The following is a 12,146-nucleotide window of genomic DNA, read 5'->3' on the forward strand; positions in this document are numbered from 1 at the left end:
TTTCGTTTGCCCTCGACATTCCGGCGCGCCTGCTGCGGCGCGTTTCGCCATGGAGGTGCATATGCAACCACACCTGCAAGCCTTGCCCGGCACCTGGCTGCGCGGACTCGCCTGTGCCGGAGCGCTGGGGTTGCTCTTGTCCGCGCCTTCCTCGCGCGCGCAACAGCCGGCAGGCGGCGACGCAGCCCAGCAGGCCTTCAACAATTCCTGCCGGACCTGCCACTCCGTGAAGGAAGGCGACAACCGCCTCGGTCCCAATCTCAACAAGATCGTCGGACGAAAGGCCGGATCGCTGCCGGACTACAACTACTCTCCGTCGATGAAGGACGCTGGCTTCGTCTGGGATCAGGACAAGCTCACCCGCTTCATGGTCAAGCCGGACGAGGTCGTGTCCGGCAACAAGATGCAGCCCTATGGCGGTGTGTCAGCGGAGGAAGCGGCGAAGGTGGTTGCTTATCTGCAAGCGGCGCCAAGCGCGCAATAGCAGGCTGATCGGCAGCCAACCGCTCCACGGCGACAACCGACAATTGCGCCTCCGTGGCCCTCGTGGTCTTCTGAACCGGCGAGGGACGCCGAATGAGCACAACCATTCTCGAATATCAGGACAGCGCCGCCCGGCTCCGAGGCCTTCTGGTCGCGGATGACTCCGCCGCCTTCAGACGGCCCGGCATCGTCCTGTTTCCGGACGCGCGCGGCATCGGCACCCAGGCCATCGCCCGGGCCGAGCGCGGGCGACGCCGCGTCGATGCCACCAAGCTCGCCGCGATCGGTTATTGCTTCGGCGGCACCACCGCACTCGAGCTGGCGCGTGCCGGCGCCAATCTTCTGGCAGTCGTGAGCTTCCATGGTGGGCTCACCAGCGAACGACCGGACGATGCCGTCAACATCAAGGCCAGGGTGCTGGTGTGTCATGGCGCTGCCGACGCGCTGGTGTCGCTGGCGCAGCTCGCGAGTTTCCAGGACGTCATGAGCAGGAGCAGCGTCGACTGGCAGGTCCTTGTCCAGGGCGGCGCGCCGCATGGCTTCACCAATCCGGAGCTCATCGAGGCCGGGCTTCCGAACCATGGCTATCACGAAGCCGCCGATCGCCGCTCCTGGGCTGCGATGCTCGGCCTGTTCGGGGAAGCCTTCGGAGTGGAGCTGCGCTAGCCAAACCCAGGGAATCCATTAGTCATGCCGCACGTCCCCACCACCGTCGCGATCAGGCTGCTCACGGCTTCCGACGCAGCTCCTTACCGCACCATCAGGCTGGAAGCCCTCGCCGCGCATCCCGAGGCCTTTGCCAGCGCGTTCGCGCGCGAGCAGGACAAGCCGCTTGCCTGGTTCGAGGAGCGTCTCACGACGTCGGATGTCTTCGGCGCCTTTATCGCGGAGGAGCTTGTCGGCGTCGCCGGCTTCTGGCGGCAAGAAGGCGCGAAGACCGAGCACAAGGCCGTTCTCTGGGGCATGTATGTACGCCCCGATGCGCGAAAATCCGGCGTGGGGCGTCGCCTCGTCGACGCGCTCGCGGCACATGCCGCAGAGCGGGTCGAACAGCTCCAGCTTGCCGTCGTCAGCGAGAATGCGGCGGCTATCCGGCTCTACACTGGCGCCGGGTTCGTTGAGTACGGCCGCGAGGTGAAAGCCCTCAAGCTGGACGGCCGATACTTCGATGAGATCCTGATGGCCTTGTTCTTTGACCGAAGCGGCAAGTGAAAAAGGCCATCCGGTTCTCACCGGATGGCGCCCGGTCACTCCGCGATCAGCCTCAGCCACGCCGCCGAATGAAACGCGCTCATCAAGAGATACATCGGCACCATCCCGCCGAGCAGAGACCCCTGCCCGGCGGCGCACAGCATGTCTGCCGGGCCGCCGAGCACCGCCGTCAGCACGGCCATGATCGCGAAGGTTGGTGTCGCCGCCAAGGCCAGCCATCTGGCGAGGTGGCGCAGGGCCACGATGCCATTGCGGCCGGCGCCGGCGGTTGCGCTGACGGGACTAGTCACGGCCTTCCGCGGCCTCCTCGCGAAACGCCTTCTCGCCGGCGTCCGAGATCTCGACCCATTTCTTGTCGGGTGCAGCGCCCTCGGTGTAGCTGTCGTGCCAGTTCCACCATTTGTAGGTCGGCGTCTGCGGATAGCCTTTTGGCGAGTCTTCCCAGACCTCCTGCCGGCCGAGCGGCGTGATGTCGAGATAGTTCCAGGTGCCGCCCATCTGCTCGTCGCCGCGGCTCTTGACGAAATAGGTGCGGAAGATGCGGTTGCCGTCGCGGAAGAACACGTTGGTGCCGTGCCACTCGTCGACGCCGAAATCCTTGTCGAAGCTGTCGGTGACGGTGACCCAGGGCATGGTCCAGCCCATCCGCTTCTTCAACCTGGCGATGTCGGCCTGCGGCGCGCGCGAGGCGAACACCAGCGTGGTGTCGCGGGCATTGAGATGCGAGACATGGGCGACCTGGTCGGCGACCATCGAGCAGCCGCGGCAGGCATGATCGGGCCAGCCGAACACGCCAGGCTCGAAGAAGGCGCGGTAGACGATCAGCTGCCGCCGCCCCTGGAACAGATCAGTCAGACTGACCTTGCCGCCGGGCCCCTCGAACGCATAGGTTTTGGTCACTTCCATCCACGGCATGCGCCGGCGCTCGGCGGCCAGGGCGTCGCGGGCACGGGTATGCGCCTTTTCCTTCACGAGCAGTTGCTGACGGGCTGCCTCCCAGTCCTGAGGCGACACCACCGGCGGTGTCTGCATGGCGGTCTGTTTGTCTGCTGAAGTCATCATGGTTCTCCAAAGCTCTTCCCTGAACGACCATTCCGCGTCTCACGGAACCGATCGCCCCTCGCCGCACATCGTCGGCCGTCAACGATTTCTGGCACCTCGCGGTTGCGCGGTGGGAGTAACAAGTGTGGCGGGATTTGAATGGAATCGCTGATCACGGCCGCGGCGCGCGCGTTGGAGGCCGGCGATCCGCTCGGCGCGCTGAACCGCGTTGCGCTGCGCAATGATGCACCCTCGCTGGCGCTGCGCGGCATCGCGATGGCGCAGCTCGGCGATCTCGCCAAGGCGAAGACGCTGCTGCGCAGCGCCGCGCGTGCCCGGCATCGCAATCAGGCGGCTCAGAACCAGAGACGCGCGCGCGGCGCTCGGCCGTGCGGCGCGCGCAGCGCGGCTGGCGAATATCCCGGCGCTCGTGGCCGAGGTCGGCAGCGCGAACCTCATCCTCGACACGCCGGCCGCACGGCTGATCGCGGGCGGCAACGAACATCCGTTGTTGCTCGGAGAGGTCGAACGGCTGGCGACCTCGACGGCACTGGTCGTGGACACCTTCCATCACGTCGTGCGCCGGCAAGGCGTTGCCGTATCGCTCGGAACGCGCCCGGTGCTGTTCGCGCTCGCGCGTCTCCTGGCCCAGGCGTGGCCCGCGGATGTCTCGCGAGAGATGCTGATCGCGGGGGCGTTCCGCGCGAAGCACGCCGATGAATCGCATCGCGCGCGATTGCGCGTCGAGGTCGGGCGGCTCCGCACCAAGCTGAAGCCGCTCGCCGAGATCAGCGCGACGAAGCAGGGTTTTGTGCTGGCGCCGCGCAAGACGCGCGACATTCTCGTGCTGGCGCGGCCCGTCGAGGAGAAGCACGCCGCCGTCCTCGCCTTTCTCGCCGACGGCGAGCCGTGGTCGAGCTCGGCACTCGCGCTGGCGCTCGGAACCAGCGCGCGCACCGTGCAGCGGGCGCTCGACGAGCTGGCGCGCTCGAACAAGGTGCAGTCGTTCGGACACGGACGGGCACGACGCTGGATGACGCCGCCCGTCCCGGGATTCCCGACAGGCTTGTTACTCCCCACGCCGCTGCTGAAGACGTAAGATTGCGGCACATCACAGGGACCATGCACATGAAACGTTCAGCCGCCGAGATCGTCAGGGAGTACGGGCCGTTTGCGGGTGTCGAGGCCGTGCATGGCGTCACCTATGACGGCACCCATGTCTGGTTCGCATCGGGCGACAAGTTGAGCGCGATCGATCCCGCCAGCGGCAAGGTCGCGCGCTCGATCGATGTCGCCGCGCATGCCGGAACGGCGTTCGACGGCCGCCATCTGTTTCAGATCGCCGAGGATCGCATCCAGAAGATCGATGCCGCGACCGGCAAGGTGCTCAGCACGATCCCCGCGCCCGGCGGCGGCGGCGATTCAGGGCTTGCCTGGGCGGAGGGCTCGCTCTGGGTCGGACAATATCGCGAACGAAAAATCCATCAGGTCGATCCGGACACCGGAAAGATCCTCCGCACCATCGAGAGCAAGCGTTTCGTCACCGGCGTCACTTGGGTCGACGGCGAGCTCTGGCACGGCACCTGGGAAGGCGAGGACAGCGACATCAGGCGGATCGATCCCGAGACAGGCAAGGTGCTGGAGCAGCTCGACCTACCCTCTGGGACGATGGTCTCTGGCCTCGAGTCCGACGGCGCAGATCGCTTCTTCTGCGGTGGTGGGGAGCGCGGCAATGTGAGGGCGGTCCGCCGCCCCAGGCGCTCGTCCCGCTAGCCGCGCAACGCCTCGCGCAGCAAGCCGGCGAAATCGCGGGCGATCTGCGACGGCTCCTCGTGCGTCGGGAACAGGATTGCTATCTGGTAGGAAATCGCCGGCTGCAGCGGACGCAGGACGAGGTCCGCCGTGAACGAACGGCTCACGACGGGATCGACGATACCGACGCCGCGGCCCGCCGCAACCAGCTCGCAAGCCGTGGAGAAGAATTCCGTCTCCGCAACCACATTCCAGCGTGCCCCGAAGCTGGAGAAGGCGGACGCAAGCTGCTGATACACGGGATCGCCGCGAAACAGCGTCACGAACGGCACCCCGTCGAGATCGCGCGGCGTCAATTGCTTTCGCCTGGCCAGCGGATGTCCCTTCGGCAGCATGCACATGCATTCGTATGAAAACACCTCCATGTGGGAGGTCGGGTAATCGAGCGGCAGCTCCGCCACCGCGAGATCGAACTGCTGCGTCGACATCAGCTCGCGAACGGAGGCCGAGTTGCGGGTGATGATCTTGGCCTGGAGCTGCGGCCGCTTCGCGGAGAATTTGGAGACCAGGCGCGGCAGCAGGCTGATCGACAGGCTGGGATAGGCCGCGATCGCAAGGTGCCCGCGGCTGCCGGACCGGATCTCGCCGGCAATGCGCGCGGCGTTCTCCACCGCGTCGAGGGCGCGCGCCGCCTCGACATAGAACAGCTTGGCCTCAGGCGTCGGCTGCAGCCGCCCGCCGCGGCGCACGAACAGCGTGAGCCCGGTCGCATGTTCGAGATTGGCGATCATGGTGCTGATCCCCGGCTGCGACATGCCCAGCAATTCGGCCGCCCGGGTCATGGTGCCGTGAAGCATCAAGGCGCGAAAGCATTCCAGCTGGCGTAGCCGCATCGCGAGGCTCCGGAAGAGGTTATAGGGAAATCATATATCGGATGTAAGTAATATTATTGGAATTGCATCTCGTCCAATGGTCCCTTCTCGCCACAGAGCGCCTTGAGGAGACTGGCATGAACGAGACTGCAAGGATCGGCCGCAAGCACCCACGACGGATTCCGGCGCGGCAGGGCATCGCGGCGGAAATGGTGGCCGGCCAGACCGCGACCATCCTGAACACCCATGGCAAGCAGGTTGTCGATACCTGGGCGTTCAACGCGGCCGACATGAGCGAGGCCATGTCGATGGAGCACAGCCGCACCGCGATGTTGAAGATCGCCCCGCAAGTCGGCGATACGTTCGTGACCAATCGCCGCCGCGCGATCCTGACGCTGGTCGCTGACACCACGCCCGGCGTCCACGACACGCTGATCGCTGCTTGCGATACCTATCGCTACCGCGACCTGGGTGCAGGCGCCGATCACGCCAACTGCACGAACAATCTCCACGCCGCGCTGGCCGCGATCGGGCGCAAGGCAGCGGAAGTGCCCTCGCCGCTCAATCTCTTCATGAACGTCCCGGTCGGCGCGGATGGCACCCTCGAGTTCCAGCCGCCGACCAGCGAGGCCGGCCAGTATGTGAGCTTCCGTGCCGAGATGGATCTGGTCATCGTCTTCTCCGCCTGCCCCCAGGACGTGACGTCGGTCAACGGCATGGAGCCGACCGACGCGCATTTCCTGATCGATTGATCGCACCAGGCCGCCCGGGAGAAACCCCATGCGCAAATTACCGCCCCTCAATGCGATCCGGGCGTTCGAAGCCGCCGCCCGTCATCAGAGCTTTACGGCTGCCGCGGCCGAGCTGTGCGTGTCGGTCACGGCTGTGAGCCATCAGGTCCGGCAACTGGAAGCGCTCTTGAAGCGGAAATTGTTCGACCGCCGCGGACGAACCGTTGCGTTGACATCCGAAGGGCGGGCGATCTTTCCGTTGCTGCGGGACGGCTTCGATCAGCTCGCGAATGCCTTTGCCGGCATCCAGCCCCGCGCCGGATCGCAGGAGATCACCCTCTCCACGACACGCGCCTTCGCGGAACGATGGCTCGTTCCGCGGCTGGAGCAGTTCAGCGCGCGGTGTCCGGCCATCATCGTGCATATCGACGCCACGGAAGACATCGTGACCCCGGGCACGCGCGGCGTTGATCTCGCCATCCGCTACGGGCGGTCGGACACTGCGGAGCCAGCTGCCGTTTTGTTCGAGGATAGCTATATCGCGGTCGCCGCCAGCGGAATCTGTCCGCACAACGTCGCCTCGCCCCGCATCGACGACTTCGCAACGCGGTCGCTGCTGGCCTTTCGCTGGAAGAACCCGGCGCTGGAGTTTCCCGCATGGTCGGGCTGGCTCGCCGTCGCGCCGCGCGGCCGGCGCGCCAATTTTGCCATGTCCTGGTTCAGCGAAGAGACGCTGGCATTGCATGCGGCGGAGCGCGGGCTCGGACCGCTGCTTTGCAGCGACGCACTGGTGGACGATCAACTCCGTCAGGGGACCATGCGCCAGATCGAAGGACCCGCCCTGCCGGGCTTTGCCTTCAGGCTGTTGGAAGGCGCTTCGGTCGGCCGGCGCAAAGCGGTGGCCACCTTCACCGACTGGCTGCGCGCGGAAGCGGCAAGCTTCCGCGCGCGATCGTGGGCGCTCAGGGAACCACAGGCTGCGTGAAGTAGGGCAGCCTCTCGACACGAACCTGGTAGGTCCCGGCGTTCACCAGCGCGTCGACATGGGCCGCGATCTGCTCGAGCGTGGCGAACCAGACCTTGCGGTTGGCGAGGACATCCTCGAGCCAACGCTCGACCAACCGCCAGCGTGCGAGCCTCCCGGTGAGGAAGGGGTGCCAGATTCCCATCCAGAATCCCCCCGCCTCGTACTGTGCCTCGAATTCCTCGAACGAAGCCGCAAGCCCCGCGCTCGGCGATTGCACCGGCATCATGTAGCCGATCTCGGCATAATGGGCGAAAGGCGGCCAGTCGTCCGCACCCCAATGCGGCGGCATCTCGTAGAGCTTTCCCTTCTGCGTTTGCATCAGATACGGAATGTCGTCGGCCATCAGCGATGAATCATAGCTGAAGCCGTGCTCGATCAGCAGTTCGAGCGTCGCTTGCGTCGCATTGTAGAGCGGCGCGCGGTAGCCGCGCGGCTTGCGCCCCGTCATCGCGACGTGGGTGCGGAGCGCTCGTTCGAAGCGCTCGCGTTGCAGATCCGGCCCGATCTCGGCCGGGTCCTCGTGAATGTAACCGTGGTGGCCGATCTCGTGCCCATCCTTCAGGATCGCCTCGACGGCGGCGGGATAATTTTCCATCGTCCAGGCCGGCATGAAGAACGATTGCTTCAGGCCAAGCCGCCGATACGTCTCGAGAATGCGCGGCACGGCGACCGTCGGACCGTATCGCCCCATCGTGATCGGATAGAGCCGGTTGTAACTGTCCTGGGGCCGCGCGACGTGGATGAGACTGTCCGCGTCGACGTCCAGGGTGATCGCGCAGGCGCACCGGGCACCGTTCGGCCAGGGAATGGGATTGGCTATCATGCTCGCTCTGCCGCTCTCGCTTCACTCGGCCGCAAGCCTATCATCCTGACCGACCCCGAGACACTGATCGACCAGCACGGGGATGGCGGCAAGCGCATCGGCAAGCGACTGCCGGTGGCGCTCGTCATCGAACTCCTGGTAGTCGACGGCAATGACATGGCTCTCCTTCACGCCGAGATAGTGGGCACAGGTGAAGATGTGGGTCTCCAGGTGATTCATCCGCTCGCGCACCCCGCCGGGCCCGAAGCCGAATTCGCCGCGGGAGCTGAGCACCACAAGGGTCTTGCCACTCATGACGGGCTCGAGTGGAAAATCGCCGCGCGCAAGATCGAAGCTGAATGTCTGGCCGATCCGGATCACCTTGTCGAACCATGATTTCAAGCCCGCGGGCATGCCGTAATTGTACATCGGTGTGCCGATCACGATGACATCGGCGCGATCGAGCTCGTCGATCAGTTCGTCCGACAGGCGAAGCTCCTCGTCCTGATCCGGCCGGCGCGCTTCGGGCGGCGTGAAAGCGGCGACGACCCAGGCTTCCGTCACCAGGGGCGGCGGATTGCGGCCGACGTCCCGCGCCAGGACCAGTGTTTCGGGCTCGCGCTCGAGCCAATGTTCGACAAAAGCCTTGGACAGGCGGCGGCTGATCGAGCGCTCGCCGCGCACGCTGGCATCGATGTGCAGGATTGTCGTCATCACGGACCTCCGATTGTGCTGCATCCGGCGGCAGCATTGCCGATCGCACGCCAGAGGACGATTGACGATATCGGCAGCGGGCTTGAGAAAAACTCAAGATCAAAGCGGTGGCCTCGCCGCACGCAGGCCGAGCTGCTTGCCGTGCACTGCCGATGCATGATGCTGCACTTCGGCTCATCCAGGCTTGAGTATTTCTCATTAACGCGCGGGATCGCTTGTTGCTCAGATGCCTCCTCGCCCAAGCAAGCACAACAATGGAGGAAACATGTCGACCGAGCCTCAATCCGCCCTGCCCGAACACCAGATCGGCTTCGATGCTCACGGCATCGAGCCGGTCCCTGCTGCGCACCGCACGTCCACGGCAACGGACCAGTTCTGGATCTGGGCCGGCGCCAACATCGCGCCCATCAACTGGGTGCTCGGCGCTCTCGGTATCCAGCTCGGCCTCAGCCTGCTGCAAACGCTTGCCGTGGTCGTGGTCGGAAACCTGCTCGGCGCCACCCTGTTCGGCATCTTCTGCTTGATGGGGCATCGTACCGGCGTCCCGCAGATGGTGCTCGGCAGGCTGGCCTTCGGCCGCCGCGGCGCCGGTCTGCCGGCGCTCGCGCAGGTCCTCATGCCGATGGGATGGGTCGCGACCAACACGTGGATCGTGCTCGACCTCGCGGTCGCCGCCCTGGAACGGATGGGCGTAAACGGCTCGACCGAGCTGAAATATCTGATCGCCGCCGCCGTCATGGTGCTGCAGGTCGGCATCGCTGCCTGGGGCTTCAATGCGATCCGGCAGTTCGAGCGCTACACCATGCCGGTGATCCTGGCGATCATGGCCTTGATGACCGTGCTTGCGTTCTGGCGCGTGGATATCGTCTGGCACGGCTCAGGAACCACGGATGCGAAGACCTTCGCGGCGATGACGCAGCTCATGACTGCCATCGGCATCGGCTGGGGCATTTCGTGGCTGGTCTATGCCTCGGACTACACCCGCTTCGCCAGGCCGCAACTCAGTGCAGGCAAGGTGTTTGGCGCGACGTTTCTCGGCATGTTCGTTCCCACCGTGTGGCTCGCCTTGCTCGGGGCAACGATCGCGTCCGGCGGAGCAGGTTCCGACCCGGCCCAGCTTGTCGTGGCGACATTCGGTGCCATGGCGCTGCCCGTGCTGCTTCTGCTGCTGCACGGGCCGATCGCGACCAACATCGTCGTGATCTACTCGGCGGCGCTGTCGAGCCTCGCGCTCGATATCCGCTGGCCGCGCTGGACCATCTCCGTGATCTCGGGCGTGATCGCGTCGCTGATCCTCTGCCTGTTCCTGCAGTCGGGCGACTTCGCGCACACCTTCGACAGCTTCATGGTCGCGCTGGTGGTCTGGATCAGCCCTTGGGCAGGGGTCACTCTCGTGGACTTCTTCGTGATCCGCGGCGGGCGCGTCGATCTCGGCGAACTCTACGCCTCACCCGAAACGAGCCGATACGGCAACGTCAACTGGGCCGGCATGCTCTCGTTCGCAATCGGACTCATCGCGGCCTGGCTCTTCCAGATGGGGACGATCGCCGCGATGCAGGGGCCGCTCGCGCTGTGGGCTGGCGGCGTCGATCTTTCGTGGCTGACCGGCATGGTGGCGGCCGGCGCGAGCTATGCAGTGCTTTATCCGCTGTGCGGGCGGGCCATCGAAAACCTCGGCGCAGGGTCAAAGCTCGGCTCGCTCTCGGGCGAAGCCAAATCCACCTCGGTGTGATGGGCGGAACATGTGTTAACGGCACGGTCGCGGCCGTTAACACATTCGCCCCAATTCCGACCCATCGGTGCGCTCTAGCGCCCTCCTCGCCCGCCCTGTAAAATCCCCGCCGGGGCGGCTTGGGGGATTGATGCGTCTGACGTTGAATCTGAAGACTATCCTGATCGCCGTGGCGGTGCTCGCGGCGTCGTTCTTCATCAGCCTGAAGGCGATGGACTTCCTGTCGCCGCGCGCGACCAATCCGGCGCCGCCGGTCGCGCAGCTGCCGCCGCTGTCGCGGGTCGCGAAGAGCTCGATCGTGGTCGCGCCGGTCGCGCGCCGGTCGCGATCGCGCTGTCGGCGATCCGCGAGCAGGCCGAGCGAGCCGCGCCGCGCAATTTCGCCGGCAAGGCCGACAACCCGATCTCGCAGATCCTGGAGAATGCCGACATCGGCTGGTCCGCCGTGCGCGGCCCGATGGCGGCACCGGCGACAAGGACGTGCTGACGATCTCGACGCCGCTCAGCGGCAAGCTGAACGTCACGGGCTCGCTGTCGTCCAAGGCCACCGGCGCACTCGGCGACGCGCTCGGCAGCGTGCTCGGCGGTGACGCGGCGAAACGGATCGGCGCGGTCAACATCAAGAACCTGAACGCCAGCGCCGAGATCAAGGGCAACGTGGTCGTCACCTCGCGCCCGAAGCTCGCCGCGGCCTGGCACCTCGAGCCCAATCTCGGCGCCCAGGTCAATCTCGGCGACACCAACCTCAACGTCGCCGGCGCCAAGGTCAACGTTCCCGCCCAGGTCAAGCCGCTGATCGACAAGAATGTCGGCGAGCAGATCAACGCCGTCTCCGAGCGCATCCGCAACGATCCGTCGCTGCGGGAGAATGCGAAGCTGCAATGGGCCAAGGCCTGCCGCTCGATCCCGTTGCAAGGCTCAGGCAGCTCGGCCGCGCTGCCGCCGTTGTGGCTGGAAATGAAGCCGACCCGTGCCATCGCGGCGCAGCCGCGCGTCGATGCGCAGAACGTGACACTGCTGCTCGGCCTCGAGCTCGAGACGCGCGTCACCTCGGCGCCGTCCAAGCCGGACTGCCCGTTCCCCGAGAAGATCTCGATCGTGCCGCCGACCGGCACCGGCGTGAACATCGGCGTGCCGATCGACGTGCCCTTCACCGAGATCAACAAGCTGATCGCGGCCCAGATGGTCGGCCACACCTATCCGGAGGACGGCTCCGGCCCAGTGGACGTCACCATCAAAAGCGTCAACGTGATCCCGTCAGGCGAGCGCCTGCTGATCTCGCTGCTGGTTCGCGCCAAGGAAAAGAAGAGCTGGTTCGGCCTCGGCGCCGAGGCGACCGTGCACATCTGGGGCCGGCCGATGCTCGACCAGGCCCAGCAGACGCTACGGCTCGCCGACATCCAGCTCGCGGTCGAATCCGAGGCGGCCTTCGGCCTCTTGGGCGCCGCGGCGCGCGCGGTGGTGCCGCAGATGCAGCAGGCGCTGGTCCAGAAGGCGACGCTCGATCTGAAGCCGATCGCCGCCAACGCCCGCGAGAAGATCGCAGCCGCGATCGGCGACTACCAGAAGAGCGAGGACGGCCTCAAGGTCGACGCCAAGATCGACAGCCTGACGCTTGCCGACATCGCCTTCGATTCCAAGACGCTGCGCGTCGTCGCGGAGGCCGGCGGCTCGCTCAACGTGTACGTGACCAAGCTGTCGGGGATGTAGCGCACCGGCCCCACACGCCTCCTCGTCGCTTGCGCCGCTGGCATTCTCGCCGGAGGATGCTAGTCTCGCGG

12 protein-coding genes and 2 pseudogenes are annotated in these 12,146 nt (G+C 65.9%); 9 read left to right on the plus strand and 5 right to left on the minus strand.

Annotated elements, in window-relative coordinates:
* The first annotated feature begins 61 nt into the window (after nt 1-61).
* The 3 genes from FOM02_RS05865 to FOM02_RS05875 all read left to right on the plus strand — a co-directional run bounded on the left by FOM02_RS05865 (nt 62) and on the right by FOM02_RS05875 (nt 1,695).
* Nucleotides 62-484 carry a c-type cytochrome gene (locus FOM02_RS05865; protein ID WP_035730888.1) on the plus strand — a complete coding sequence of 141 codons (423 nt, stop codon included), beginning with the start codon at nt 62-64 and terminating at the stop codon, nt 482-484.
* 92 nt (nt 485-576) lie between these two features.
* Nucleotides 577-1,149, plus strand: a complete 573-nt coding sequence (locus tag FOM02_RS05870; RefSeq protein WP_265441500.1) for a dienelactone hydrolase family protein — start codon at nt 577-579, stop codon at nt 1,147-1,149.
* A 24-nt stretch (nt 1,150-1,173) separates the two neighbouring features.
* Nucleotides 1,174-1,695 carry a GNAT family N-acetyltransferase gene (locus tag FOM02_RS05875; protein ID WP_027560668.1) on the plus strand — a complete coding sequence of 174 codons (522 nt, stop codon included), beginning with the start codon at nt 1,174-1,176 and terminating at the stop codon, nt 1,693-1,695.
* Between the two features lie 35 nt (nt 1,696-1,730).
* Here FOM02_RS05875 and FOM02_RS05880 read toward each other — a convergent pair whose 3' ends face one another.
* Nucleotides 1,731-1,985: a hypothetical protein gene (locus FOM02_RS05880; protein WP_027560669.1), complete on the minus strand. Its 255-nt coding sequence runs from the start codon at nt 1,983-1,985 to the stop codon at nt 1,731-1,733.
* A complete protein-coding gene (locus FOM02_RS05885; protein ID WP_027560670.1) occupies nt 1,978-2,757 on the minus strand; it encodes a DUF899 domain-containing protein in 780 nt (259 codons plus the stop codon). Before FOM02_RS05885 ends, FOM02_RS05880 begins: the two co-directional genes overlap by 8 nt.
* A 138-nt stretch (nt 2,758-2,895) precedes the next feature.
* Between FOM02_RS05885 and FOM02_RS05890 the strand changes: the two are divergent.
* Both FOM02_RS05890 and FOM02_RS05895 read left to right on the plus strand, forming a co-directional pair.
* Nucleotides 2,896-3,835, plus strand: a pseudogene (locus tag FOM02_RS05890) (helix-turn-helix domain-containing protein).
* 29 nt (nt 3,836-3,864) lie between these two features.
* Nucleotides 3,865-4,509 carry a PQQ-binding-like beta-propeller repeat protein gene (locus FOM02_RS05895; RefSeq protein WP_027560672.1) on the plus strand — a complete coding sequence of 215 codons (645 nt, stop codon included), beginning with the start codon at nt 3,865-3,867 and terminating at the stop codon, nt 4,507-4,509.
* Here FOM02_RS05895 and FOM02_RS05900 read toward each other — a convergent pair.
* Nucleotides 4,506-5,381: a LysR family transcriptional regulator gene (locus tag FOM02_RS05900; protein ID WP_027560673.1), complete on the minus strand. Its 876-nt coding sequence runs from the start codon at nt 5,379-5,381 to the stop codon at nt 4,506-4,508. The genes FOM02_RS05895 and FOM02_RS05900 overlap by 4 nt on opposite strands.
* 116 nt (nt 5,382-5,497) lie before the next feature.
* On the opposite strand from FOM02_RS05900, the gene FOM02_RS05905 reads away from it, so the two are divergent.
* Both FOM02_RS05905 and FOM02_RS05910 read left to right on the plus strand, forming a co-directional pair.
* Complete coding sequence (locus FOM02_RS05905; protein ID WP_051377663.1) at nt 5,498-6,112, plus strand: DUF1989 domain-containing protein; 615 nt, start codon at nt 5,498-5,500, stop codon at nt 6,110-6,112.
* Nucleotides 6,113-6,140: 28 nt separating this feature from the next.
* Complete coding sequence (locus tag FOM02_RS05910) at nt 6,141-7,076, plus strand: LysR family transcriptional regulator (protein ID WP_027560675.1); 936 nt, start codon at nt 6,141-6,143, stop codon at nt 7,074-7,076.
* Here the strand turns inward: FOM02_RS05910 and FOM02_RS05915 are convergent.
* Nucleotides 7,054-7,941 carry a polysaccharide deacetylase family protein gene (locus FOM02_RS05915; protein ID WP_027560676.1) on the minus strand — a complete coding sequence of 296 codons (888 nt, stop codon included), beginning with the start codon at nt 7,939-7,941 and terminating at the stop codon, nt 7,054-7,056. The genes FOM02_RS05910 and FOM02_RS05915 overlap by 23 nt on opposite strands.
* 21 nt (nt 7,942-7,962) lie before the next feature.
* Complete coding sequence (locus tag FOM02_RS05920; protein WP_027560677.1) at nt 7,963-8,634, minus strand: FMN-dependent NADH-azoreductase; 672 nt, start codon at nt 8,632-8,634, stop codon at nt 7,963-7,965.
* Nucleotides 8,635-8,899: 265 nt separating this feature from the next.
* On the opposite strand from FOM02_RS05920, the gene FOM02_RS05925 reads away from it, so the two are divergent.
* Both FOM02_RS05925 and FOM02_RS05930 read left to right on the plus strand, forming a co-directional pair.
* Entirely contained in the window at nt 8,900-10,366 is a 1,467-nt protein-coding gene (locus tag FOM02_RS05925; protein ID WP_051377662.1) for a purine-cytosine permease family protein, read from the plus strand.
* A gap of 130 nt (nt 10,367-10,496) precedes the next feature.
* Nucleotides 10,497-12,075, plus strand: a pseudogene (locus FOM02_RS05930) (DUF4403 family protein).
* Nucleotides 12,076-12,146 lie beyond the last annotated feature (71 nt).

It is taken from the genome of Bradyrhizobium sp. SEMIA (assembly GCF_014844175.1).
Classification (GTDB): Bacteria; Pseudomonadota; Alphaproteobacteria; order Rhizobiales; family Xanthobacteraceae; genus Bradyrhizobium; species Bradyrhizobium arachidis.